The sequence below is a fragment of the Azotobacter bryophylli genome (genome assembly GCF_042643485.1).
GTDB lineage: Bacteria > Pseudomonadota > Gammaproteobacteria > Pseudomonadales > Pseudomonadaceae > Azotobacter > Azotobacter bryophylli.
The window spans coordinates 27,066-49,754 of sequence record NZ_JBHRSJ010000017.1 but is presented as its reverse complement, the minus strand read 5'-3'; the positions used below and the strand labels follow the sequence as shown (position 1 = coordinate 49,754).

General features: G+C 67.1%; 26 protein-coding genes. 13 read left to right on the top strand and 13 right to left on the bottom strand.

Annotated features, from left to right (window positions below):
* From ACFOJE_RS10045 to fliE, 11 genes are all read right to left on the bottom strand, one after another.
* On the bottom strand, nt 1-838 hold an 838-nt coding region (locus ACFOJE_RS10045; RefSeq protein WP_377814194.1), incomplete at its 3' end, for an Hpt domain-containing protein.
* A 24-nt stretch (nt 839-862) separates the two neighbouring features.
* On the bottom strand, nt 863-1,786 hold the full coding sequence (motB, locus tag ACFOJE_RS10040) for a flagellar motor protein MotB (RefSeq protein ID WP_377814193.1): 924 nt from the start codon (nt 1,784-1,786) through the stop codon (nt 863-865).
* Nucleotides 1,779-2,657 (bottom strand): flagellar motor stator protein MotA, encoded by an 879-nt coding sequence (gene motA / locus ACFOJE_RS10035; RefSeq protein ID WP_377814192.1) that lies wholly within the window; start codon nt 2,655-2,657, stop codon nt 1,779-1,781. Before motA ends, motB begins: the two co-directional genes overlap by 8 nt.
* 185 nt (nt 2,658-2,842) lie before the next feature.
* The gene (flhC, locus tag ACFOJE_RS10030) at nt 2,843-3,427 is read right to left on the bottom strand and encodes a flagellar transcriptional regulator FlhC (RefSeq protein ID WP_377814191.1); all 585 of its coding nucleotides are present in this window, start codon (nt 3,425-3,427) and stop codon (nt 2,843-2,845) included.
* The gene (gene flhD, locus ACFOJE_RS10025) at nt 3,420-3,761 is read right to left on the bottom strand and encodes a flagellar transcriptional regulator FlhD (RefSeq protein ID WP_377814190.1); all 342 of its coding nucleotides are present in this window, start codon (nt 3,759-3,761) and stop codon (nt 3,420-3,422) included. Before flhD ends, flhC begins: the two co-directional genes overlap by 8 nt.
* A 236-nt stretch (nt 3,762-3,997) precedes the next feature.
* The gene (locus tag ACFOJE_RS10020) at nt 3,998-4,297 is read right to left on the bottom strand and encodes an EscU/YscU/HrcU family type III secretion system export apparatus switch protein (RefSeq protein WP_377814189.1); all 300 of its coding nucleotides are present in this window, start codon (nt 4,295-4,297) and stop codon (nt 3,998-4,000) included.
* The gene (locus ACFOJE_RS10015; RefSeq protein ID WP_377814188.1) at nt 4,290-5,438 is read right to left on the bottom strand and encodes a flagellar hook-length control protein FliK; all 1,149 of its coding nucleotides are present in this window, start codon (nt 5,436-5,438) and stop codon (nt 4,290-4,292) included. Before ACFOJE_RS10015 ends, ACFOJE_RS10020 begins: the two co-directional genes overlap by 8 nt.
* The gene (locus tag ACFOJE_RS10010; RefSeq protein ID WP_377814187.1) at nt 5,435-5,809 is read right to left on the bottom strand and encodes a flagellar protein FliT; all 375 of its coding nucleotides are present in this window, start codon (nt 5,807-5,809) and stop codon (nt 5,435-5,437) included. Before ACFOJE_RS10010 ends, ACFOJE_RS10015 begins: the two co-directional genes overlap by 4 nt.
* Nucleotides 5,806-6,210 (bottom strand): flagellar export chaperone FliS, encoded by a 405-nt coding sequence (gene fliS, locus ACFOJE_RS10005; protein WP_377814186.1) that lies wholly within the window; start codon nt 6,208-6,210, stop codon nt 5,806-5,808. The genes ACFOJE_RS10010 and fliS overlap by 4 nt, the downstream gene beginning before the upstream one ends.
* 22 nt (nt 6,211-6,232) lie before the next feature.
* Nucleotides 6,233-7,603 carry a flagellar filament capping protein FliD gene (fliD, locus tag ACFOJE_RS10000; RefSeq protein ID WP_377814185.1) on the bottom strand — a complete coding sequence of 457 codons (1,371 nt, stop codon included), beginning with the start codon at nt 7,601-7,603 and terminating at the stop codon, nt 6,233-6,235.
* 148 nt (nt 7,604-7,751) lie between these two features.
* Nucleotides 7,752-8,081: a flagellar hook-basal body complex protein FliE gene (gene fliE, locus ACFOJE_RS09995; RefSeq protein ID WP_377814184.1), complete on the bottom strand. Its 330-nt coding sequence runs from the start codon at nt 8,079-8,081 to the stop codon at nt 7,752-7,754.
* 268 nt (nt 8,082-8,349) lie between these two features.
* Between fliE and fliF the strand changes: the two genes are divergently transcribed.
* The 13 genes from fliF to fliR all read left to right on the top strand — a co-directional run bounded on the left by fliF (nt 8,350) and on the right by fliR (nt 19,559).
* A complete protein-coding gene (fliF, locus tag ACFOJE_RS09990) occupies nt 8,350-10,107 on the top strand; it encodes a flagellar basal-body MS-ring/collar protein FliF (protein WP_377814183.1) in 1,758 nt (585 codons plus the stop codon).
* A 1-nt stretch (nt 10,108) separates the two neighbouring features.
* The gene (fliG, locus tag ACFOJE_RS09985; protein ID WP_377814182.1) at nt 10,109-11,095 is read left to right on the top strand and encodes a flagellar motor switch protein FliG; all 987 of its coding nucleotides are present in this window, start codon (nt 10,109-10,111) and stop codon (nt 11,093-11,095) included.
* Nucleotides 11,088-11,825: a flagellar assembly protein FliH gene (gene fliH / locus ACFOJE_RS09980; RefSeq protein WP_377814181.1), complete on the top strand. Its 738-nt coding sequence runs from the start codon at nt 11,088-11,090 to the stop codon at nt 11,823-11,825. Before fliG ends, fliH begins: the two co-directional genes overlap by 8 nt.
* Nucleotides 11,822-13,213 (top strand): flagellar protein export ATPase FliI, encoded by a 1,392-nt coding sequence (fliI, locus tag ACFOJE_RS09975; protein WP_377814180.1) that lies wholly within the window; start codon nt 11,822-11,824, stop codon nt 13,211-13,213. Before fliH ends, fliI begins: the two co-directional genes overlap by 4 nt.
* A gap of 6 nt (nt 13,214-13,219) precedes the next feature.
* Nucleotides 13,220-13,690, top strand: a complete 471-nt coding sequence (gene fliJ / locus ACFOJE_RS09970) for a flagellar export protein FliJ (RefSeq protein ID WP_377814179.1) — start codon at nt 13,220-13,222, stop codon at nt 13,688-13,690.
* A 9-nt stretch (nt 13,691-13,699) separates the two neighbouring features.
* Complete coding sequence (locus ACFOJE_RS09965; protein ID WP_377814178.1) at nt 13,700-15,058, top strand: flagellar hook-length control protein FliK; 1,359 nt, start codon at nt 13,700-13,702, stop codon at nt 15,056-15,058.
* 156 nt (nt 15,059-15,214) lie between these two features.
* Nucleotides 15,215-15,691, top strand: a complete 477-nt coding sequence (fliL, locus tag ACFOJE_RS09960; RefSeq protein ID WP_377814177.1) for a flagellar basal body-associated protein FliL — start codon at nt 15,215-15,217, stop codon at nt 15,689-15,691.
* Nucleotides 15,692-15,695: 4 nt separating this feature from the next.
* Nucleotides 15,696-16,748, top strand: a complete 1,053-nt coding sequence (gene fliM / locus ACFOJE_RS09955; protein ID WP_377814176.1) for a flagellar motor switch protein FliM — start codon at nt 15,696-15,698, stop codon at nt 16,746-16,748.
* Entirely contained in the window at nt 16,741-17,253 is a 513-nt protein-coding gene (fliN, locus tag ACFOJE_RS09950) for a flagellar motor switch protein FliN (protein ID WP_377814175.1), read from the top strand. The genes fliM and fliN overlap by 8 nt, the downstream gene beginning before the upstream one ends.
* Nucleotides 17,250-17,669, top strand: coding sequence for a flagellar biosynthetic protein FliO (gene fliO, locus ACFOJE_RS09945; protein ID WP_377814174.1), 420 nt, complete (start codon nt 17,250-17,252; stop codon nt 17,667-17,669). The genes fliN and fliO overlap by 4 nt, the downstream gene beginning before the upstream one ends.
* A complete protein-coding gene (fliP, locus tag ACFOJE_RS09940) occupies nt 17,666-18,442 on the top strand; it encodes a flagellar type III secretion system pore protein FliP (protein WP_377814173.1) in 777 nt (258 codons plus the stop codon). Before fliO ends, fliP begins: the two co-directional genes overlap by 4 nt.
* 22 nt (nt 18,443-18,464) lie before the next feature.
* Nucleotides 18,465-18,734 carry a flagellar biosynthesis protein FliQ gene (gene fliQ, locus ACFOJE_RS09935; RefSeq protein ID WP_377814172.1) on the top strand — a complete coding sequence of 90 codons (270 nt, stop codon included), beginning with the start codon at nt 18,465-18,467 and terminating at the stop codon, nt 18,732-18,734.
* Between the two features lie 33 nt (nt 18,735-18,767).
* Nucleotides 18,768-19,559, top strand: a complete 792-nt coding sequence (gene fliR / locus ACFOJE_RS09930) for a flagellar biosynthetic protein FliR (RefSeq protein ID WP_377814171.1) — start codon at nt 18,768-18,770, stop codon at nt 19,557-19,559.
* Nucleotides 19,560-19,607: 48 nt separating this feature from the next.
* On the opposite strand, the gene flgL is transcribed toward fliR, so the two are convergent.
* Both flgL and flgK read right to left on the bottom strand, forming a co-directional pair.
* Nucleotides 19,608-21,050 carry a flagellar hook-associated protein FlgL gene (flgL, locus tag ACFOJE_RS09925; RefSeq protein WP_377814170.1) on the bottom strand — a complete coding sequence of 481 codons (1,443 nt, stop codon included), beginning with the start codon at nt 21,048-21,050 and terminating at the stop codon, nt 19,608-19,610.
* 20 nt (nt 21,051-21,070) lie between these two features.
* On the bottom strand, nt 21,071-22,687 hold the full coding sequence (flgK, locus tag ACFOJE_RS09920) for a flagellar hook-associated protein FlgK (protein ID WP_377814169.1): 1,617 nt from the start codon (nt 22,685-22,687) through the stop codon (nt 21,071-21,073).
* Nucleotides 22,688-22,689: the final 2 nt, after the last annotated feature.

Sequence of the window (22,689 nt, the reverse complement as noted above, 5' to 3'; positions counted from 1 at the left end):
CGGCGGTCGGTGCGGCGGCGGTCGGCGCAGGAGCCGGAGTGGCAGCCGGAGCCGGCGCAGGAGCGACCGGCGCCGCTGGGGCTGGAGCCGGAGCGGCGGCTGCCGCTGCCGCCGGCTGGGCGACGTCGGCCAGGACGCGGATTTCCAGCTGCTCGGGCTCGACCACGAAGCAGAGGACGGCCTCGATGTCGTCGGCACCCTCGCCGGTGCTCAGCTCCACTTCATAGCGCTTGGCGTCGCCGCTCTGGCTCAGGATGCTGCCGAAGTGCTTGAGTTCCTCGATCAGCAGTCCCCGATCCTTGTCGCTGACCCCGAGCAGAGCCACGCACACCCGCTTGGCGCCATCGGCTGCCGGTGCGGCGGCTTCGGCGGCCGGCTCGGGTGCCGGCGCGGGCTCGGGTGCCGCTGCAGGGGCCGGCGCGGCGGGAGCCGGCGTCTCCGGCTGCTGGCCGAGCTCGTCCAGGGCCAGCTGCTGCAGGGTTTGACAGATACGGGTGAACGCCTCGGGATCGGGTTCGCCGCCACTGCGGTAGGCGGCTAGCTGGTCTTGCAGCATGTCCTTGGTTTCCAGAAAGGTGTCGACGATATCGCGGCGCAGTTTCAGCTCGCCGTGGCGCAGTTTGTCCAGGATGTTCTCGAAGATGTGCGTGGTTTTCTGCAGCACTTCGAAGCCGAAGGTTCCTGCCCCGCCCTTGATCGAGTGGGCGGCACGGAAGATCGCGTTGAGCTGCTCCGGATCCGGGTGATCGATATCCAGTTCCAGTAGATGACGCTCCATGTCTTCCAGCAGTTCGGCGGCCTCCTCGAAGAACGTCTCGTAAAATTCGGTGATATCCATGCAAACACCCTGGCAATGAATTGATTAAGGCTTGGCATCCGACTTGCCGACCTGGCCGTCCGCGGGAGCGGCCGGCGTGGCCGGTACCGTTTCGGTCGTCGGGAGGGGACCGTATTCCCGCTCGTCGATGATCGCCTTGGTCACGCGGCTGTCGAGAACGTACACCGCGATGCGCCGGTTGGACGCATCGTTGGGTGCCGCTCCCTCGAAGGGAATGCGATCGGACATGCCGGAGATGCGCAGCAGCTTCGCGGAGTCCAGTCCGCCGTTCACCAGCTCGCGGCGCGAGGCGTTGGCGCGGTCGGCGGACAGCTCCCAGTTGCTGTAGCCGGCCTCGCCGCCGGCGTAGGGCAGGCTGTCGGTGTGTCCGGTGATCTGGATGTTGTTCGGCAGCTCGTTGAGCTTGGGCGCGATGGTGCGCAGCAGGGCGCGCATGTAGGGCTCGACCTGGGCGCTGCCGAGCTTGAACATCGGCCGCTGCTCCGTATCCACCAGCTGGATGCGCAGGCCTTCGGGCGTCAGGTCGATGAGGATCTGCTTCTGCAGGTCCTTGAGCTGGGGGTCGTTGCCGATCGCCTCGGAAATGCGCTTTTTCAGTCTGTGCAGGCGCTCCTTTTCCTCCTGGGAGCGTTGCTCTTGGTTGGGGTCGATGCGCTGGCGCTCGCCCTCGGTGTAGGACAGATCGGGGCCGCCACCGGGAATGGCGCTGTCGCTGGCAGCCGCGCGATCGCCGCCGGCCATGGCGACCAGCAGCGGCGTGCGGAAATATTCGGCGACGGCGGCGCGCTCGGGTTGTCCGGCGTTGGCCAGCATCCAGAGCACCAGGAACAGGGCCATCATCGCAGTCATGAAGTCGGCGAAAGCCAGCTTCCAGGCGCCGCCATGGTGGCCGTGCTCCACCTTCTTGCGCTGGATGATGATGATGGGTTCCCGGTTGTGGTCACTCATCGGCGCCGGCTCCGCCTTCCTTGCCGTTGCGCACGAACTCCTCGAGCTCGACGCCGCCGGGGCGTTCCGTGGTGTACAGCGCCTTGCGGCCGAACTCCACCGCCAGGGTCGGCGCGTAGCCGTTCAGGCTGGCGAGCAGGGTGACGCGCAGGCACTGCAGCATCTTGATGGCTTCGGTGGCCTGGCGATCGATGCGGCTGGCGATCGGGGCGACCACGCCGTAGGCCAGCAGCACGCCGAGGAAGGTGCCGACCATGGCGTGGGCGATCATTTCCCCCATCGCATCGGGGCCCGCGCCCGCGGAGCTCAGCGCCTTCACCACGCCCATCACCGCGGCGACGATGCCGAACGCCGGCAGGGCGTCGCTGACCTTGTTCAGGGCGTCGACCGGCTCGGCGGTCTCGTGCTCGAAGACCTCGATCTCGTGGAGCATCAGCTCGTTGAGCTCGTGGGGGCTCATGTTGCCGCTGATCATCAGTCGCAGATAGTCGACGATGAAGTTGATGATCAGTGGATCGCTGGAGATGCGCGGATGTTCGTTGAACAGGGGGCTTTCGGCCGGATTATCGATGTCCTTCTCGATGGCCAGCATGCCGTCGCGCCGGGCCTTGCTGAGCAGCTTGAACAGCAGCGCCAGGACTTCCATGTAGACGGACTTGTCGTACTTGACCGTGCGCTTGAGCTTGGGCAGGGCCGTCAGGGTCGCCTTGATGGCCTTGCCGTTGTTGGCGGAGAGAAATGCCCCGATCCCGGCGCCGGCGATCATCAGCAGCTCGAGAGGCTGGAACAGGGGACCCAGGCTGCCGCCGGAAAGAACGAAACCGCCGAATACCGACAGAAATACAACGATAAGTCCTAGGGGGATCAGCACGGGAGCGCAACCTCAAGCAGGAAAAGCGGTTATAGGGTTATCGGCAGAACGCCACTGTGCTTGAGGACATCCGGGAAAAACTTTATCGGGCCATAGCTAGGTGGGACGGGCGATTCCAGCCGGCTGGCTCGGAGAATTACCGGCTGGTTTCGGCGTCGGGGTGGCGTCATCGGCTCGGGCGGGTTTCAGCCCCTGGCGCGCAGGGCGTCCTCGATCGTCTCCTCGCCCGACTGCTGCTGTTGCTCGGCTTCACGGCGCTTGCGGGTCTTGCCGGCGCGCGACGGCGGGAGGCAGATGCCGCAGACGAAGTCCTTGGCCGGCGCATGGGCATGGGCGACGAAGTCGCCGCCGCAACAGGTGCAGCGGATCAGCTCGAGCATGCCGCTCTCGAAGAAGCGCACCAAGGTCCAGGCGCGGGTCAGACCGAGGACGAAGTCGCCGTCATCCAGGCTGACCTGCTCCAGGTAGAGCCGGAAGGCCTTGACGAACGCTTCCATCCGCTCGCAGCCGCAGTTCTCCACCAGATCCCGGTAGATGCCGTAAAACAGCGAGGAATGGATGTTGGGCATCCAGGTGATGAACCAGTCGGTAGAAAAGGGCAGCATGCCCTTCGGCGGCGAGACCCCCTTCACCTCCTTGTAGAGGCGAATCAGGCGTCCTCGGCTGAGGTCCGTCTCGGTCTCCAACACCTGCAGACGGGCGCCCAGTTCGATCAGCTCGATGGCCAGCCGCACCTGGTGCATCTCGTTGACCAGGCTCTTTTCAATCATGGTTCAGCATTCCGGCCTGCTGCTCGACCACTCGGTCGGCGGAGGTCATCAACAATGCCGCATGGAGGCGCGCCAGTCCCGGTTCGCGGGTGTTGTTCAAGACCTTGGCCAGGTGCCCGGCATCCTCGAAGCCGGGACGGAAGATCAGCTGATTGGTGCGTGCCAGCTGCATCAGCTGCTTGCCCGATAGCCCTGCCAGCAGGTCGGCCAACTCCTCGCTCAGTTTGAGACGAAAAATTGCGGTTGCGCGATCCTTGCGTAACAGTCGCTGCGCCAGCAGCAGATAGGAGAGATTCAAATCCTGAATCTCCTCCATAAGGCTCTCGGCGGCCATGCCCCCTCCCTTTGAATAACTCATATGACAAGCGCACGAAAAGCAGTCAAAAACGACGAATAACACCTTCTGGATGTCGTTGATTCGCGTTTTGATTGGAACCACATCACAGATCCGGCGTGTGGTTATCCATTTTTTGGGAACTTTAACACGCAAAAATTGTCGCCGCAGCTCCATACGCTCGAGAATAAATCACAGATATGTAAGGTTGGCTACAGCCGTCGGCGGAAAAGTTCTTACGGGGACGGGGTCTTACGGCCTTCCAGCCCGTAGACCCAGACCAGCAGCTCGGCCACGACCTGGTAGAGCTGGGGGGGGATGTGGGCATCCAGGTCGACCTGCATGAGCAGGCCGACCAGTTCCGGCGCTCCGTGCACGGGAACACCTTGCCGCTGCGCTTCGGCGATGATCCGTTCGGCCATCGAACCATAGCCCTTGGCTACTACCCTTGGCGCCTGATCCTTCTCGCCATAGGCCAGGGCCAGTGCCTGGCGGCGGGGAGCGCCCGGCTTTCCGGGAGTGGTGGCGTCAGTCATCGCCGATCTCCGACGTCTTGCGCGAATCCCGGCAATGCAATTTCACCTCGGTCAGGCCGCACTGCAGAAGGCGCTCGCGCAATGCTTCGCGGGTCTGCTCAAAGTAACCGAGCAAACCGTCCGAGGCGCTGACCAGGGTCAACGATAGCTGCTGTGCGGCCAGCCGGGCATCGAGTCGCAGGGGGCCGTGCGTTGGCAGTTGCAGATCCAGCTGAACCTTCCATTCCGGTGTCTCGCCGCCATCGGCGCCTCTTCCGTCACCGGGACGATCCCGGGAGGCGTCGTTCCGGTCTGCGTCCGGTGCCTGCAGCAGCAGGGTCATGAGCATTCCCGCCCATGCCTCTCCTTGCCAGCGCAGAGTCGGGCTGACCAGTAGCTCCAGCTGGTGGCGGACGATGCCCTGCAGCTCGTCCCGGGAAAGAGGAGTGTCCCGAGGCGCTTCGGTTTCCTGGGGCAGCGGTTCCCGAGGCTTGTCCGAGAGATCGGTGGCGGAGGGTGTCGGCACGCTTGGTGTCGCCGTCCAGGGCAGAGCGGTCGTCGGGCCTCCGTCGAGCGGCTGCGTATCCGGGAGCGGCGCCGTAGACGACTGTCCGACAGCGGGTTGTGGCGATGTCGTTTCGCTGTCCCGTGGTGGCCGCCAGCCGCGCATCTGCGGCTCGTGGGCGAGCGCCTGCACGGGCAGCTCGCCCTGGAACCAGCGGGCCAGATGCGCTTCGTAGAACAATCCGCTCTCGCTGATGCTCTGTTTCAGCAGGCCGGCCAGGCTGGTCGCCTGCGGCGGCGAGTCGGCGGGCAGCAGGGGGCTGGTCGGTTCGATGGTCGAGGGCTTGGCCGGGTGCGTCAGGAGCACGTCGGCGATGGTGCGAGCCGCGGGGCTGAGTTGGGTCGAGGTGGAGGCGGGCGCGCCCGCGGGGGGCTGAAGTGGCTTGGATGGCCCGGTGGCATCCTGCTGGTCCGCATCCGGCATCAGCAGCAGGGGGATGCGTGCATCGAGCCGGGAGTCGCTGCGCACCTGGCGCACGGCTTCCGTGTCGAATGCGGGGCTAACGGGGGGCGCGGCTTCCGGCGCTGTCTGGAAATCCACCCGCTTGCCCAGGACCTGATGCAGCAAGGTGTCGAGCAGCGGGGTGATCCCGCTCACAGCGAGCCTTTATCGAAGCGCTTGGCGGCCTGCAGCGTCACTGTGCCGGAGCGATAGGCCCGGTTCAGTTGTCGTTGGCGCTGGGAAGTCATGATGAGGCTGCCCAGTTCGTTCTGTCGGGCGACCAGGTGGGCGCGGATCTCGACGTCCAGTTCGAGGATCTGCTCCAGCAGCTCGACCTTGCGCTGCTGCTCCTCGGATCCGAGGGGCACCTTGGCCTCCAGCTGGCGGAGGCGTTCGATGTCCACCAGGCCGCGGGACCTTTCCTGCACTAGGCCGGCCCAGTCGTGGCTGCGGGCCAGCTCCAGCATGCATTTCGACTGCCGCAGCAGCTGTTCGTAGGATTCGAAGATCTGCGCGGTTTCGCTCATGGTCGGGACTCCCCGACCTGGGGCGCGATTTCGCGCCAGGCCGAGCCGATTTCCTCGAGCAGGTTGGCTGCCTGGTCCAGGCTCTGCTGGTCGTTGCGCAGGTTGGCCTGCAGCAGGAGGCGGGTCACGTAGTTGTAGATCTGCTCCAGGCGTCCGGCCAGTTCGCCGCCGCGCTCATGATCCAGCGCGGCAAGCAGCCCCCGGTTGACGATATCGATGGCCCGGGAGATGGCTTTGCCCTTTTCCGTGACGTTGCCCGCCTGCATGTGTAGCCGGGCGGCGCGGATGGAGGTCTGCGCCGCGTCGAACAGCATCACGATCAACTGGTGCGGGGAGGCCGAGAGAACCCCGGACTCCACTCCCACCTTTGCGTAGGCGTTCGCCCCGCGCATGCCGCTCATAGCGTTTCACTCCCCTGTATTGCTAGCCGTTAGAGCTTGAGGAGCTCAACGCGCTGAATTGTTGGGTCAGATAGGTGCTGGTCGAGTTCAGTTGGGCGATCAGTGTGTCGAGCTGCGTGAACTGGGTCTTGTAGAGCGAGATGGTGGCGTCGATGCTGTCCTGCATCGCCGTGTATTGCTTGTCGAGCTGGTCGTTGGCCGATTGCAGGCCTGCCGTGGCTTTGGTCAAGCTGCCATCGTCGCCGAGGATGTTGTCCAGCACGCTGCCCATGTTGGCGGCGAAACCACTTCCGCTGCTGCCGACGAAGAAGCTGCTGAGGGCCGAGGCGTCGCCGTTGACCGCCGCGTCGAGCTTGGTGTCGTCGATCTTCAGCGTGCCGTCGGATTGCAGGGAGATCCCCAGGTCCTGCAGATGCTGGAAGGTGCTGCCGCTTACGTCCGTGGTCAGGGCACGGGTCAGACGGTTCTCGATGGTGCGCTCGGTGGTGTCGCCCAGCAGCTTGCCGGATTTGGTCGAGTCCGCCGCGTTGTAGGCGGTCAGGGTATCGGTGGTGCTCTCCAGCGAGTTGTAGGCGTTGACGAAGTCGGTGATCGCCTTTTTCATCGAGTCGGTGTCGCGCGCGACGGCCAGGGTCTGGGTCTGGCCCACGGAGGCGAGGGACAGGTTCAGGGTCACGCCTTGCAGGGCGCCCTCGACCGTGTTGCTCTGACTGGTGATGGCGATGCCGTTGACGGTCAGGCTGGCATCCTTGGCCTGTGCGGTCTCGGTCATGGCGCCCGTGGCGAACAGGCTGGCGACGGTGCCGGTGCCGTTCGCCAGGCTGGTGCTGATGGCCGATGCGGTGCCGGTGGTGTTCGAAGTCAGGGACAGGCGGTAGGGGTTGGTGGCGTCGCCGGTGTTGACGATGGAGGCGGTCAGGCCGGTGTTCTGCGCATTGATCGCGTCGCGAATGCCGTCCAGGGTGTTGTTGGTCGAGTCGATGGTGACGGTCGTGCTCTTCCCGCCCACGGTGAGGGTCAGGTCGCCGGTCCCCAGGGCGGTGGTCTCGCTGGCCACTCCGGCGGTGGCCCAGCTGTTGGCCTGGGCCAGGGAGTTCACGGTGATCTGGTAGCTGCCCGGCACCGCGGAGCTGGTCACCGCCGAGGTGATGCCGGTACCGCTGAGGTTGCTGGTCATCGCCTGATAGGTGGTCTGGTCGGCCAGCTTGCTCACCGCATCCTGCAGACTGGACAGGGAGCTCTTGAGGGTGCCGTAGGCGGAAATCTTCGCGCTGTTGGCGGTCTTCTGGTCGGTGATGGGGGTGAGCTTCTGATTTTCGGCGGTGGTGAGTTGGTCGAGCAGGCCGGTCAGGTCGAGCCCGGAGCCAACCCCGAGCGATGAGATAGAAGTCATGTCAGTTCCTCGAAAAGTGGCGCTGGCGTCGAGCTGTAAGCCCTCGGGCCGCGCGAAAGCCAAAAAATGGGTCGCTATGTCCCATATCGGCTCGGACTCTCCGGACTTTAGCCTTGCCTGGTCCTGGTGAGTCGCATAGACGCTCGGCTCAGATCTGCATGTTCATGACGTCCTTGTAGGCGCTGACCAGGCGATTGCGCACCTGCACACCCATCTGGAAGGCCACGCTGGCTTTCTGCATGTCCACCATCACGTCGTTCAGGGCCAGCCCCGGATCGCCGGCCAGGAAGGCATCGCGCCGGGTGTCGCTGGTCGTCTGCAGCTGGTTGATGCGCCGGATCGAGTCCTGCAGGGCGCCGGCGAAGCTGCCGGCGGTGCCGCTGTCGACGACTGGCGAGCTCTTGCCGGCCGCCTGGCCGGCGAGTGCCTGGATCTGCTGCAGGGCGGACTGGATGGCGGATGCGTTCGTGATCGACATGCTGGGCGATACACCGGGACGATGGAATGGTTGCAAGCCTAACAATCCCGGCCCCATCCACATGCGGCCAATTAGCCATAAAAGCATCGGCTTTTTGCTCCTTTAAGCCGAGGCGCTCTCCGGATAATGCATCGGCCCAAGACTGTCCCGGCTTTCTGCACCTGGCCGCCAGGCCACCTGCGACCCCCCGGGGCACTCGCGACACAACACCGGAACCGGATGCTCCAATGTCTTTCGTATCGTTCCACTCCCGCTGCCGGAGGCGCCTGTGAGTAGTGCTGCCGCCCCAGGGACAGTCCCCGCAGCTGCCGGCGCGCCGAACCAGCCTCTTGCCGCCCGCCTGCTCGCCCAGTTGCGCAGCCAGCCGCGGCTGCCGCTGCTGCTCGCCGGCGCAGCGGCGCTGGCCGTGGTCGTCGCCATGCTGCTCTGGGCCCGTGAGCCCGAGTATCGGGTGCTCTATGCCAACCTCAGCGAAGCCGACGGCGGCCGCATCATCGGCGAACTGGAAAAGCGCATGGTGCCCTATCGCTTCAGCGAGGGCGGACAGGCCCTGCTGGTGCCCGCCGACCAGATGCACACCCTACGCTTGCAGCTGGCCGAACAGGGCCTGCCGCAGGGCGGCAACGTCGGCTTCGAGCTGCTCGACAAGCAGGCCTTCGGGGTCAGCCAGTTCGCCGAGCAGATCAACTTCCAGCGCGGCCTCGAAGGCGAGCTGGCCCGCTCCATCGAATCCCTCGGTCCGGTGGCCAAGGCCCGGGTGCACTTGGCCCTGGCCAAGCAGTCGGTATTCGTGCGCGACCGCGAGCCGGCCCGCGCCTCGGTGGTCCTGAACCTGGAGGGCGGGCGCGAGCTGGGCGACAGCCAGGTCAGCGCGATCATTCACCTGGTTTCCTCCAGCGTGCCCAACCTGTCCGTGGATGCGGTCACCGTGGTCGACCAGAACGGTCGTCTGCTCTCCCGCTCCAACGGCTCCAACGACCTGGACGGTCGCCAGCTGAGCTACGTCGACGAAGTCGAACGCTCCTACCGGCGGCGCATCGAGGACATCCTGGCGCCGATCCTCGGCGCCGGCAACGTGCGTGCCCAGGTGGTGGCCCAGGTCGACTTCGCCAGCCGCGAGCAGACTGCCGAGCGCTACGCCCCCAACCAGGGCGAGGCGGCGGTACGCAGCCAGCAGCTGATGGAGAACACCGTCACCGGCGACAAGCAGGCCCTCGGCGTGCCCGGCGCCCTGACCAACAGTCCGCCGAACAGCACGCCGCCGGCCGCCCAGCCCCAGACGCCGCCGGCTCCACCTGCCGCCAACGCCGCGGCCGCCGGGCGGGGGCAGCCCGCTGCTGCCAATGCCGCCGCAAGCGGCAGCGAGACGGCCAAGCCCGCCGGCCCGACCTCGATGCGCCGCGACAACATGGTCAACTACGAGGTCGACCGCAGCGTCGAGCACGTCCAGCAGCGCCTGGGCGGCATCCAGCGGCTGTCGGCCGCGGTGGTGGTCAACTATCGCCAGGTGGTCAAGGACGGCGAGGTGACCCGCGAGCCGCTCAGCGAAGAGGAAATCGCGCGAATCGACCGTCTGGTGCGCCAGGCCATGGGTTTCTCCGCCGATCGCGGCGACCAGCTGGAAGTGCTGAACAGCCCCTTCGCCGACCCAGAGCGGGAGCAGGAGCCGTCCTGGTGGCGGACGCCGGAGTTCTACAGCCTGGCCATGAGCCTGTCGCGCTATCTGCTGGTGGCCTTCGTCGCCCTGCTGCTCTGGCTGCTGGTGCTGCGCCCGATCAAGCGCCGCCACGACGCGACCCAGGCCGCTGTCGCCGCGGCCCGCGCCGAAGAAGAGCAGGCCTTCACCGCCTCCGTCGGCGGCGTCTCCGGCTCCGGCTCCGAGGAAGAGCCGGCCCCGCCGCGCAATCGCCGGCGCAAGTCGACCCTCTACGAACACAACCTGCAGAGCCTGCGCGAGATGGCCCAGGAAGATCCGCGTCTGGTCGCCATGATCGTCCGTGGATGGATGAGCAAGAAAAATGATTGAGATGAGTGCTGCCCGCCGTAGTGCGATTCTGCTGCTGTCCCTCGACGAGGACAGTGCGGCCGAAGTCTTCAAATTCCTGCCCAGCCAGGACGTGCAGGAGGTGAGTACCGAGATGGCCCGGCTCACCCAGGTCTCCCATGACGAGATGCGTCAGGTCCTGGAGGAGTTCATGGACGAGACCGAGCAGTACGCCGCGGTCAACATCCAGTCCAGCGACCACATCCGCGCGGTGCTGACCAAGGCCCTCGGCAGCGAGCGCGCGGCCAGCCTGATCGACGACATCCTCGAAAGCGGCAACGAAAGCACGGGCATCGACAAGCTGAACCTGATGGAGGCCTCGAGCGTCGCCGAGATGATCCGCGACGAGCATCCGCAGATCATCGCCACCATCCTCGTCCACCTGGAACGCCACCAGGCCGCCGACGTGCTCGAACTGTTCGACGAGCGTCTGCGCAACGACATCGTCCTGCGTATCGCCACCTTCAGCGGCGTGCAGCCGGTCGCCCTGCAGGAGCTGACCGAGGTGCTCGGCGGCATGCTCGACGGCCAGAACCTCAAGCGCAGCAAGCTGGGCGGCGTGAGGACCGCGGCGGAGATCCTCAACCTGATGAACTCGGCCCAGGAAGAAGTGGCCATCCAGACCGTGCGCGCCCACAGCGAGGAGCTGGCGCAGAAGATCCTCGACGAGATGTTCCTCTTCGAGAACCTGATAGACCTGGACGACCGCAGCATCCAGACCATCCTCAGCCAGGTCGAGAGCAATTCCCTGGCGATCGCCCTCAAGGGCGCCCAGCAGGCGCTGCTGGACAAGTTCCTGGCGAACATGTCCAACCGTGCCGCCCAGCTGTTCCGCGAGGACATGGAAGCCCGCGGACCGATCCGCGTTTCCCAGGTCGAGGCCGAACAGAAGGCCATCCTGCAGGTGGTTCGTCGCCTGGCCGACACCGGCGAGATAGTCCTCGGCGGCGGAGACGACAGCTATGTCTGACCGGCCCTCCTGGCCCGGCGCCGGAGAGCAGTGGCGCCCCTGGCAGATGGAGGAGCTGGGGCGTCCCCAGGAGTCGCGCCCCGATCCCGAGCGACAGCGCCGCGAGGCCCTGCGCCAGCAGGCCCTCAAGCGCGAGGCCGAACTGCAGGCCCAGTGCGAGCGGGCTCGCCAGGAGGCCGGTCGCCAGGGCTACGAGGAAGGTTTCGCCGCAGCCAGGAACGAGGGCTACGCCCGCGGCCTGGAGGAAGGCCGCCAAGCCGGCGAGCAGGAGCTCCGGGAACAGACCCGCGCGGCGCTGGAGCCGCTGCTCGAACTGGGCAAGACGTTCCGTCAGGCCCTCGATCAGCTCGACGGCGACATCGCCGAGCGACTGGTCGACCTGGCCCTGGCCGCCGCCCGCCAGCTCGCCGGCGAGGCCCTTGAGGCGCACCCGGAGCAGATCCTGCCGCTGATCCGCGAGCTGCTGCACAGCGAGCCGGCCCTCAGCGGCAAGCCGCGCCTGTGGCTGCATCCGGCCGACCTCGCGCTGGTCAAGGCGCGCCTCGGCGACGAACTGGAAGCCGCCGGCTGGCAACTGCAGCCGGACGCCTCCATCAGCCGCGGCGGTTGTCGGATCAGCAGCGCCAGCGGCGAGCTGGACGCCACCTGGGAGGCGCGCTGGGCGCGCGTCGTCAGTCAGGTGCGCCGGCGCCATCAACAGCCGGAAACCGACGCCGAGGACGGTGCATGAATCCGCATCGGCAGCGCTGGTCCCAGGCGCTGGACGGCGTGCGCCGGCGCGTCGAAGCCCTGCCGTCGTACCGGCGCAGCGGCTGCATCGTGCGCGCCACCGGCATGGTGCTGGAGGCGGTCGGCCTGCGCATTCCCCTGGGCGGCGTCTGCCGCATCGAGCTCGCCGGGCATGGTCACGATGCCGGCCTGCAGTACGCCGAGGCGGAAGTGGTCGGCTTCGCCGGGGAGCGCCTGTATCTCATGCCGCTGGAGGAAATCAGCGGTCTGCAGCCCGGCGCCCGGGTCCTGCCCCTCGACGAGGGCAGCGACGGCCTCAGCGCGCGCCGCTTCCCGCTCGGCGAGCATCTGCTCGGCCGGGTCCTCGATAGCAGCGGCCGGCCGCTGGACGGCAAGGGCGGGCTGGGCGAGGTGCCGCACGCCAGCCTGCAGACCCCGCCACTGAATCCGCTCAACCGCGCGCCCATCGACCGCCAGATCGACGTCGGCATCCGCGCCATCAACGGCCTGCTCAGCGTCGGCCGCGGCCAGCGCATGGGCCTGTTCGCCGGCTCCGGCGTCGGTAAGTCGGTGCTGCTCGGCATGATGGCGCGCTATACCCGCGCCGACGTCATCGTCGTCGGCCTGATCGGCGAGCGGGGCCGCGAGGTCCAGGACTTCATCGACAACATCCTCGGCGAGGAGGGGCTGCGCCGCTCGGTGGTGGTCGCCGCTCCGGCCGACACCTCGCCGCTCTCGCGCCTGCAGGGGGCGGCCTATGCCACCCGCCTGGCCGAGGACTTCCGCGACGCCGGCCACGACGTGCTGCTGATCATGGACTCGCTGACCCGCTACGCCATGGCCCAGCGCGAGATCGCCCTGGCCATCGGCGAGCCGCCGGCGACCAAGGGCTATCCGCCGTCGGTCTTCGCCAAGTTGCCGAAACTGGTGGAGAAGACCGGCAACGGCCCGCGCGGCGGCGGCTCGATCACCGCCTTCTACACCGTGCTCAGCGAGGGCGACGACCAGCAGGACCCGATCGCCGACTCGGCGCGGGCGATCCTCGACGGGCACATCGTCCTGTCCCGCGCCTTGGCCGAGAGCGGCCATTATCCGGCCATCGACATCGAGGCCTCGATCAGCCGGGCGATGACCGCCATCGTCACTGACGCGCAGCAACGCAAGGCTCAACAGTTCAAGCAGATACTGTCAAAATACCAGCGCAACCGTGACCTGATCAGCGTGGGCGCCTACGCTCCCGGCCACGATCCGCAGTTGGACCAGGCGGTGAAGCTCCATCCGCAGCTGGAGCGCTTCCTCCAGCAGCGCATCGACGAGCGCGCCGGCATCGAGGAAACGCTGCAGGCGCTCGATGCGCTGATCCCCACTCCACGCGAGCAAGGCAGGTAATCCGGGATGTCTACCTCCAGTACCCTCGATATCCTCATCGGCCTGGCCCAGGAAGCCCTGGACGCCGCCGGCCGCACCCTGGCCGGGCACCGTCGCAACCAGCAGCAGGCCCAGACCCAGCTGGACACCCTGGTGCATTACCAGCGCGAATACCGCCGCGGGCTGCAGCAGGCCATGCAGGACGGCATCGCGCCGGCCAGCCTGCACAACTACCGGGCCTTCCTAGCCTCGCTGGACAGCGCCATCGAGCGCGCCAGCCAGACCGTGGCGATCCAGTGCCAGCAGGTCGACAACAGCCAGCGGAACTGGCAGGAGCAGCGCCGCAAGCTGAACTCCTACGACACCCTGGTCGAACGCCGGGCGGTGCTCGCCCAGGTGCGGGAGAACCGCGCCGAACAACGTTTGAGCGACGAGTTCAGCGCGCAGATGCGCCTGCGCTCGGCCGGCTTCCCCACTTCGCCCGAAAGCAGCTCGTAAGAGGCCCGAATGGACATCATCGCATTGACTGCCAGCCCCTTGGCCGCTTCCGCACCCGCAGCGCCGCAGAGCGCCGAAACCGGCGGAGGCTTCGCCCTCAGCCTCGAACAGGCCGTCGGCCGCCAGCCAGATGCGGCCAGCCAGAGCGTGGCCGCGGATGCCGCGACGGCGGCCGCCCAGGCGCAACGGACTGCCGTGCAGAGCGACGCGCAGGCGACCGCGCAAGCCGCCCAACTGACCGATTCGCCGCTCGCCGGCGCTCTCCTGACCGCGGCCGGGGACGCGCTCGCCAGCGCCGGGGGCGATGCCGGTAGCGGAGATGCCGGCGCGGCGCAGGGGCAGCCCGACGCCACGGCGACCCAGGCCGACCTGCTGGCCGGTCTCCTCGCCATGCCGGTCGCTGCGCCGGTGACCGCCGCGCCCGCCGGCGTGCGTCTGGGCGTGGACGATCTGCAGCAGATCCGCGAGCGTCTGACGGCCATCGAGAATGCCGGCAATCTCGATGGCCAGAGCGTCGGCGGAGCGCTGACCGGCGCGCTGGCGGTCGCGGCCAATGTCGCTCCCAACCTGCTCGCGGGGGTCGCACAGGCCAGCGCCGCGGGCGCCGCCGTCAGCTCTCCCCAGGCGCTGAGCGCCGCCCTGCCGGGAAAAGCCGGCGCCCGGGCGGACGGAGCCTTCGCCCAGCAGGTCCAGCGTGCCAGCGAAGCGGCCGCCGCGTCGGCGGCGGCTCCCTCCCAGGTTGCCGCCGCCCAGGCCGGCTTCGAGCAGGCCGCCTTGGAGGCCAGGTCGCTGGCCCGGTCCACCGATGAGGCTCCGGCGTCCGCCCTGCCGGCCGCCGACAATGGCGCCGCCGGCCCGTTCGCCGCGGTTCTGACCCAGGCCGGCGGCACGACCGGCGATGCCGCGTCCGCCCCGGCGGCCAGTGCTAGCCTGACGGCACCGCTGGCCAGCCCCGAGTGGCAGAAGGGGCTGGAGCAGCAAGTGCTCGGCCTGCACCAGCGCGGCGAGCAGCGGATCGAGCTGCATCTGCACCCCGCCGAGCTCGGCCCGCTGTCGATCAGCCTCCAGCTGGGCGAATCCGGCGCCCAGGCGCAGTTCCTCTCGTCTCACCCGCAGGTGCGGGCGGCGGTCGAGCAGGCCATTCCGCAGCTGCGCGAGACCCTCGCCCAGCAGGGCATCACCCTGGGCGAGACCTCGGTCGGCGAGCAGCAGTACCGCTCGCCCCAAGAGCAGTTCTCGGGTGGCAACGGGGGAAGTTTCGCCGGTAACGGCAACGGCTCCGGCACCAGCGTCGCCGACGCGAGCCTGGAGTCCAGGCCGGTCGCCGTGCCGCTCAGTCTGAACGGCGGCATCGATCTCTACGCCTGATGAACGCGGGCCCGGCCACGACCGTCGCCGGCCCGCGGCAAAACAGGAAATACGCGGGATAGCAGGGCCTTATCGCACCATCGAAGCGGGACGGCTGCCGGCATACTCCTTTCCCTCGACTCGCTCGAGCTGAGTTTCTCCACAGGGCATATTGCAATGAGCAACACCCAAACGGCCGGCCGCAAGTCCCAGTGGCTGCTGCTGATTCTCCTGGTCCTCGTCGCCGCCGGTGGCAGTGCGGCCGGCATGTATTTCCTCCTCGGCAACAAGGGCCAGGCCGCTGCTGCACCGGCCCCCGAGCCGCAGGAGATCCCGGAGCCGATCTTCGTGGCGGTCAAGCCGTTCACCGTCAACCTGCGCAGCGAGCAGGACGAGGAGCGTCTGCTCTACATCGGCATATCCCTGAAGGTCGAGAACCAGGAGAGCGAGCAGTTCCTGCAGAAGTACATGCCCGAGGTGCGCAGCCGTCTGCTGACCCTGCTCACCGGCAAGACCGCGGCCGAGCTCATGACGCCCGACGGCAAGCAGCAGCTTTCCGCCAAGATCATCGAGGTGCTGCGCCAGCCCATGGCTCTGCAGCAGCCGGAGCTGCGTCTGACCGACGTGCTCTACACCGAATTCATCGTGCAGTAGTCCCATGGCCCAAGACGATCTGCTATCGCAGGAAGAAATCGACGCCCTGCTCAAGGGCGTCAGCGGCGAGGAAGAGGCCGCGCCCCGGGCGGCGGTCGAGAACGCCCACATCCGTCCGTACAATCCGGCGACCCAGCATCGGGTGATCCGAGAGCGTCTCCACGCGCTCGACATCATCAACGAGCGTTTCGCCCGCCACTTCCGCATGAGCCTGTTCAACCTGATCCGCCGCACCGCCGACATCACCGTCGACAGCGTGCGCTATCAGACCTACAGCGATTTCGCGCGCAACGTGCCGGTACCGACCAACATCAACCTGATGGCTATGAAGCCCCTGCGCGGCACCGCGCTGGTGGTGTTCCCGCCGAACCTGGTGTTCATGGTGGTGGACAACCTGTTCGGCGGCGACGGTCGCTTCCTGACCAAGTCCGAGGGGCGCGAGTTCACCCATACCGAGCAGCGCATCATCCGCCGCCTGCTGGGGCTGGCGATGGACGCCTACCAGAGCGCCTGGAAGTCGGTCTATCCGCTGGAGATCGACTACCTGCGCTCGGAGATGCAGGCCAAGTTCGCCAACATCACCAGTTCGCCCAACGAAATCGTGATCAACACCGTCTTCCACCTGGAGGTCGGCAACCTGATCAGCGAGTTCAACATCGTCATGCCCTATCTGATGATCGAGCCGTTGCGCGCCCTGCTCAACGGCCCGCTGACCGATAGCCACCCGGAAGAAGAGCGCCAGTGGGGCACGCGCATGGCCCGGGAGCTGACCCATTCGGAGGTCGAGCTGATCGCCGACTTCACCGATATCGACCTGCGCATCGGCCAGGTCATGGCGCTCAAGGTCGGCGACGTGCTGCCCATCGAGCTGCCGGATATAGTCACCGCGCGGGTCGACGGAGTGCCGGTGATGAACTGCGAATACGGTAGCCAGAACGGCCTGCGGGCCTTGCACGTCAAGCAGCTGATCGACCATTCATCCGCCAGCACCGGCGCGACGGCCGAGCGGTTCGTCAAAGGCAACCTGCACGCCGCCAAGGAAACCAAGCATGACTGATTCGAACAAAACCGACGATCCGAACGCCGCCGACAGCCTGGCGGACGACTGGGCCAGCGCCATGGCCGAACAGACCTCCTCGGCCGCGACGGCCCAGGCCGATTCGCCCGAGGACGATCCCTGGGCGGCCGCACTGGCCGAACAGGCCGCCGCGCCCGCTGTCGCCGCCCCGGCCAGCCAGGCCCAGAGCGCCGGCGAGAGCGTCTTCAAGCCCCTCGACAAGGGCGCCGCCTCGGGCACCATGCGCGATCTGGAAATGATCATGGACATCCCGGTGCGGCTCAGCGTCGAGCTCGGCCGCACGCGGATCACCATCAAGCAGCTCCTGGAGCTGGCCCAGGGTTCGGTGGTCGAGCTGGAAGGCCTGGCCGGCGAGCCGATGGACATCCTGATCAACGGCTACCTGATCGCCCAGGGCGAGGTGGTGGTGGTGGACGACAAGTACGGCATCCGTATCACCGAGATCGTCACGCCCTCCGAGCGGGTGCAGAAACTCAACCGATGAGCCCGGCCAGCGACACCGTCGCCAGCGGCGCGGACAGCCTGCTCGGCCTGGCCATGCTGGGCAAGACCACCCTGGCGCTGGCCCTGGTGATCGGTGCGATCTTCTTCTGCAGCTGGCTGCTGCGCCGTCTCGGGCCGGGCCGCCAGTGGGCGGGCCAGCGGCTCAAGGTGGTTTCCAGCACCCAGATCGGGCCGCGCGAGCGCCTGGTGATCGTCGAGGTGCAGGGCACCTGGCTGGTGCTCGGGGTGACCGCCCAGCAGATCAGCAAGCTGCACGAGCTGCCGGCACCGCCGGGCGGGGCCGACGCCAGCACCGAGACCGCCGGCCTCAGCTTCGCCGAGCGCCTGGTCAGCAGCCTCAAGGTGCACCTGCCGGAGCGCGGACCGGAAGGTTCCCACTCCTCGGAAAAACCATGACTCCACCCGTTCTCTCACGCAGCGGCGCGCGCCGGGGCGTCGGCCTTCTCGTCCTGCTGCTCGCCTGCGGCCTGCCGGAATGCGTCCTGGCGGCCCAGGGGCTGTCCGCCCTGACCACCCAGCCGCTGCCGAACGGCGGCCAGCGCTGGTCGCTGGATCTGCAGACGCTGCTGCTGCTCAGCGGCATGGCCTTCCTGCCGGCCATGCTGCTGATGATGACCTGCTTCACCCGCATCATCATCGTCCTCGGCCTGCTGCGCACCGCCCTCGGCACGGCCTCGTCGCCGCCGAACCAGGTGCTGATCGGCCTGAGCCTGTTCCTCACCTTCTTCATCATGTCGCCGGTACTGGACAAGGCCTATCAAAGCGCCTGGCTGCCCTATTCCCGCGACGAGATGAACGTCGAGCAGCTTCTCGAGACCGGCAGCCAGCCGTTCCGGGAATTCATGCTGGGCCAGACCCGGCAGAACGACCTGGCGCTGTTCGCCCGCCTGGCCAAGATCGGCGATCTGGAAGGGCCGGAACAGGTGCCGATGCGGGTGCTGATCCCGGCCTTCACCACCAGCGAGTTGAAGACCGCCTTCCAGATCGGCTTCACCATCTTCATCCCGTTCCTGATCATCGACCTGGTGGTGGCCAGTGTGCTGATGGCGCTGGGCATGATGATGGTGCCGCCGGCCACCCTGTCCCTGCCGTTCAAGCTGATGCTGTTCGTGCTGGTCGACGGCTGGCAGCTGCTGATCGGCTCGCTGGCGCAGAGCTTCTATCTATGACGTCTTGCCGAGGTGTTTCCCGATGACGCCGGAAATGATCATGGATCTGGCCCACCAGGGCATGCGGGTCGCCATCTTCCTCGCCGCGCCGCTGCTGCTCACCGCCCTGCTGATCGGCCTGCTGGTCAGCCTGTTCCAGGCGGCCACCCAGATCAACGAGATGACCCTGTCGTTCATTCCCAAGGTCCTCGGCGTATTCGTCGTGCTGGTGCTGCTCGGCCCGTTGATGATTCAGACGATCACCGACTTCACCCGCGAGCTGTTCAGCAATCTGCCGGGTATGCTCGGTTGAGCCGACTGAGCCGCCGATGACGGGACCCGCACGGTGATCGAGGTCAGCTCCGACCAACTGCAACTGTGGGTGGTCAGCTTCCTCTGGCCGTTCTGCCGGATCGGCGCCTTCCTGATGGCTTCCCCGCTGCTCGGCCACAGCAGCATCCCGGTGCGGGTCAAGGTCTGCCTGGCGGCGATGCTCAGCATCCTGCTGGCGCCCAACCTGCCGCCGCTGCCGCAGGTCCCGGTGTTCTCCTGGGCGGGCCTGGGGATCATCGTCGAGCAGTTTTTGATCGGTATGGCCATCGGCATGACCATGCGCGTCGTCTTCGGCGTGGTGGAGTTCGCCGGCGAGATCATCGGCCTGCAGATGGGCCTGGGCTTCGCCACCTTCTACGCACCGGACACCGCCTCCAACACCATGGTGCTCTCGCGCCTGCTGTACATGCTCACCCTGCTGATGTTCCTCGCCTTCGACGCCCATCTGCTGGTGCTGGAACTGCTCGCCGGCACCTTCACCAGCCTGCCGATCGGCGGAGTGCGCTTCGACCCCGCGGCCTGGCAGATGCTCGCCCGCTACGGCAGCACCATCTTCCTCACCGGGCTGCTGCTGGCCCTGCCGCTGGTGGCCTCGCTGCTGATCATCAACCTGGCCATGGGCATCCTCAACCGGGCGGCGCCGCAGCTGACGGTGTTCTCGGTGGGATTCCCGCTGACCCTGACCATCGGCCTGGTGCTGCTGATGGAGCTGATGACGGATCTGGGGCGCTTTCTGGAGGGGCTGTTCCGCGACGGCCTGCAATTCCTCGAGCAGCTGGTCGCCAGCATGGGACTGCCGGGCTGAGGTCCGGGAGGCGGGCGGGGCGGCCGTCGGCCGCTCGCCCGCGGGGGATCAGATCAGCTTGAACAGCGACAGGCTCTGGATGCCGACGTAGGCCTTCTGCGCCGCCTGCAGGCCGACCTGGCGCAGGCTGTAGTCGGAGATGGCCTGGTTGTAGTCCAGGTCGACCAGATCGGACAGGGTCTGGGAGTAGCTCAGGTTGCGGCTGCTGCCGACGGAGTCGATCACGTCCAGCTCGTTCAGGCGCGAGCCGACCGAGGCGCGGGTGGTCAGCACGTTGTCCAGGGAGTTGTTCAGCTCGCGGTTGGCGGTCGACAGGGTGTTCTGCAGGCTGGCCTTGTCCGCGGCGGTGGCGGCCGGCTGGTCCAGCGCGGTGATCACCTGCTCCAAGGTGCGGAAGATGTTCGGCGTGGAGTTGCCCGCCGTTCCCACGCTGATGGTGTCGCCGGCCGCCGGGGTGCCCTGGACGGTCAGGGACAGCCCGTTGGCGCTGATGGTCTGGCCGGATACGTAGGGCTGCGAGGTCGTGCCGCCGTCGGTGCTGTAGTTGCCGGCGCCGTCGAAGACGATGTCGAAGGGCGTGCCGAAGTTCGGGTCGCTGGCATTCGATACGCTCAGGCTGCCGTAGCTGAAGCTGCCGGTGTTGCTGGTGCTGCCCTGGGCCAGGTAGCCGTGCCCGGCGGTGACGCTGACGGTGTCGCCGGCCGCCGGAGTGCCCTTCAGGGTCAGGGACATGCCGTTGACGGTGACGCTGTCGCCCGAGGTGTAGGGCTGCGGGGTGCCGCCGTCGACGCTGTAGTTGCCGGCGCCGTCGAAGCTGATGACGAAGCCGTTACCGTAGCCCGCGGCCGTGGTATCGACCACGGTGGGGCCGGCGAAGGTGACGCTGCCGGTGTTGCCGCTGCCGGCGCGGGCGACGTACTGGGCCGAGTTGTGCGCGTTGAGGAAGATCTGCTGGCCGCTGTCGTTGCTCGGCATCTGCCGCGAAGCATCCACCTGCTGCAGCTGCTGACCGGTGTCGCCGACGTACTGGGCCTGCCCCGAGTTGCTCGATACGAACGGCGGGCTGGAGTCCTGGTAGCCGCCGAACAGGTAGCGGCCGTTGCCGTCGGTGGCGTTGGCTTGGCCGATCAGGGTCTGGTAGATGCCTTTGAGGTCGCTGGCGATGGACGAGCGGTCGGCATTGCTGAGGGTGTCCGCACCGGCCTGCACCAACAGACCCTTCACGCTGGTCAGGGCGTCGCTGACGCTGTTGAGCACGCTTTCTTCCTGGGACAGGGCGTTGCGGGTGCTGACCCGGGCGTCGGTGTACTGCTGGTTGACCGCTTTGGACTGCTCGACCACGACCGCCTGGGAGGCCGCCTGGGGATCGTCCGAGGGGTTGGTCACGCGCTTGCCGCTGGCAAGCTGCAGGCCGATCTTGCTGTATTGGCTCTGCTGCTGGTTCAGAGCGTTGATGCTCTGCTGGTACATGGTCACGGTGCTGATGCGCATGGCGTGGCTGTCCTCTCGAATCAGGAACCGATGTTGAGCACGGTATCGAACACCGCTACGCCGGTGCTGATGATCTTGGCGCTGGCCTGGTAGTACTGCTGATAGCGGATCAGGTTGGCCGCTTCCTCGTCCAGGTTGACCCCGGAGTCGGACTGCTGCAGCGCGCTCAGCTGGTTGGTCAGCCCCTGCTGGGCGGTCTGGTTGGCCTGGACCACGTTGGCCTGGTTGCCGACGTCGCCGACCAGGCTGGCATAGGCCTGGCTCAGGGTGGCGATACCGCCGACCAGCTTGCTGTTCTGCAGGTTCTGCAGGGCCAGGGAGTTGCTGTTGTCGCCCGTGGCGCCGGACTTCTGGGCCGCGGCGATCTTCGCGGTGTCGTGGATCGCGTTCTGCAACTGGCCGGCGGCGCGGCGCACCGGCTGGAGCTGGAAGCTGTCGCCGTTCTGCGGGGTGCCGCTGACGGTCACGGTCATGCCGCCGAAGCTGAGCGCGCCGGTGCTCGGGTCGGGGGTGACGCTGAAGGAGGCGCTGCCATCGCTCGGCGTGACGGTGTAGGTGCCGCCCGAGTAGGTCACGTCGTAGTCGTTGGCGGTCAGCCCGCTCAGGTCGCTGGATAAGCTCGCGCTCAGCGTGGCGCCGCCGGTGTTGTTGGCGTTGGAGAAGGCGACCGGCTGGCCGATGGTGAAGAAGTCGCCGCCGGCATCGCCATTGAGGTCGTAGCCCTGGGCGTGCTGGGCATTGAAGCCCTGGGCCAGGGCCACGGAGATCTGGCCCAGCTGGTTCTGGGTCTGGTCCAGGGTCTCGCTGCGAAAGGTCAGCAGACCGCCCAGCTCGCCGCCGGTGATGCTGGATTCGTCCAGCGCGCGGACGTTGCCGGCGCCGTCCTGATAGCCGACCACCGTGCGGGTCGGGTCGCTGGGGGAGGCGATGGCCTGCAGGGAGAAGCTGTTGGTGCCGGAAACCAGGGTCTGGCCGCCGCCAACGGTGATGTTGTAGCTGCCGCCGTCCTGCACGGTCAGCTCCACGTCGGCGATCTTGCTCATGTCGGCGACCACCTGGTCGCGCTGGTCCAGCAGGCTGTTCGGCGCTTCCCCGGTGCGGGCCTTGGCCAGACTGATCTGCTGGTTGAGCGAGGCCATCTGCTTGGACAGGTTGTTGAGCTGGAAGACCTGGTCGCCGATCTGCGAGTTGATGCCCTGCTGCATGTCGTTCAGGTAGCCGTCGAGGGAGCGGAACTGGGCGGTCATGGTGTCGGCCGCGCCGATCACGCCCTGGCGCGCGGACGGGTCGGAGGGGGTCGAGGACAGGTCGGTCAGCGACGAGAAGAAGCCCTGCATCAGCGTCGACAGGTTGGACTTACTGTCGGCCAGGAGGCTGTCGATCTGGCTGATTTGGGTCTGGTAGCTGTCCAGGGCGCTGCTGGCGCTCTGCGAGCGGTTGAGCTGGCCGGCGACGAACTGGCTGAACTGGCGCTGGACATCGTCGACCTGCACGCCGTTGCCCACGCCGCTCTCGCCGAGGATGGTGATCTGGCGGTTGTAGCCTGGCGTGTAGACGTTGGTGATGTTGTTGCTGGTGGTGTTCAGGGCCACCTGCGCGGTGTTCAGTCCGCTGAGGCCGATGGAGAAAATGCTCATGT

Excerpts from the sequence above, each read along its gene's own strand:
- motB (WP_377814193.1), bottom strand. The coding sequence starts at position 1,786 with ATGAGTGACCACAACCGGGAACCCATCATCATCATCCAGCGCAAGAAG.
- flhC (WP_377814191.1), bottom strand. The coding sequence starts at position 3,427 with ATGATTGAAAAGAGCCTGGTCAACGAGATGCACCAGGTGCGGCTGGCC.
- flhD (WP_377814190.1), bottom strand. The coding sequence starts at position 3,761 with ATGGCCGCCGAGAGCCTTATGGAGGAGATTCAGGATTTGAATCTCTCC.
- ACFOJE_RS10020 (WP_377814189.1), bottom strand. The coding sequence starts at position 4,297 with ATGACTGACGCCACCACTCCCGGAAAGCCGGGCGCTCCCCGCCGCCAG.
- ACFOJE_RS10010 (WP_377814187.1), bottom strand. The coding sequence starts at position 5,809 with ATGAGCGAAACCGCGCAGATCTTCGAATCCTACGAACAGCTGCTGCGG.
- fliS (WP_377814186.1), bottom strand. The coding sequence starts at position 6,210 with ATGAGCGGCATGCGCGGGGCGAACGCCTACGCAAAGGTGGGAGTGGAG.
- fliD (WP_377814185.1), bottom strand. The coding sequence starts at position 7,603 with ATGACTTCTATCTCATCGCTCGGGGTTGGCTCCGGGCTCGACCTGACC.
- fliE (WP_377814184.1), bottom strand. The coding sequence starts at position 8,081 with ATGTCGATCACGAACGCATCCGCCATCCAGTCCGCCCTGCAGCAGATC.
- fliG (WP_377814182.1), top strand. The coding sequence starts at position 10,109 with ATGAGTGCTGCCCGCCGTAGTGCGATTCTGCTGCTGTCCCTCGACGAG.
- fliH (WP_377814181.1), top strand. The coding sequence starts at position 11,088 with ATGTCTGACCGGCCCTCCTGGCCCGGCGCCGGAGAGCAGTGGCGCCCC.
- fliI (WP_377814180.1), top strand. The coding sequence starts at position 11,822 with ATGAATCCGCATCGGCAGCGCTGGTCCCAGGCGCTGGACGGCGTGCGC.
- fliJ (WP_377814179.1), top strand. The coding sequence starts at position 13,220 with ATGTCTACCTCCAGTACCCTCGATATCCTCATCGGCCTGGCCCAGGAA.
- ACFOJE_RS09965 (WP_377814178.1), top strand. The coding sequence starts at position 13,700 with ATGGACATCATCGCATTGACTGCCAGCCCCTTGGCCGCTTCCGCACCC.
- fliL (WP_377814177.1), top strand. The coding sequence starts at position 15,215 with ATGAGCAACACCCAAACGGCCGGCCGCAAGTCCCAGTGGCTGCTGCTG.
- fliM (WP_377814176.1), top strand. The coding sequence starts at position 15,696 with ATGGCCCAAGACGATCTGCTATCGCAGGAAGAAATCGACGCCCTGCTC.
- fliN (WP_377814175.1), top strand. The coding sequence starts at position 16,741 with ATGACTGATTCGAACAAAACCGACGATCCGAACGCCGCCGACAGCCTG.
- fliO (WP_377814174.1), top strand. The coding sequence starts at position 17,250 with ATGAGCCCGGCCAGCGACACCGTCGCCAGCGGCGCGGACAGCCTGCTC.
- fliP (WP_377814173.1), top strand. The coding sequence starts at position 17,666 with ATGACTCCACCCGTTCTCTCACGCAGCGGCGCGCGCCGGGGCGTCGGC.
- fliQ (WP_377814172.1), top strand. The coding sequence starts at position 18,465 with ATGACGCCGGAAATGATCATGGATCTGGCCCACCAGGGCATGCGGGTC.
- flgL (WP_377814170.1), bottom strand. The coding sequence starts at position 21,050 with ATGCGCATCAGCACCGTGACCATGTACCAGCAGAGCATCAACGCTCTG.
- flgK (WP_377814169.1), bottom strand. The coding sequence starts at position 22,687 with ATGAGCATTTTCTCCATCGGCCTCAGCGGACTGAACACCGCGCAGGTG.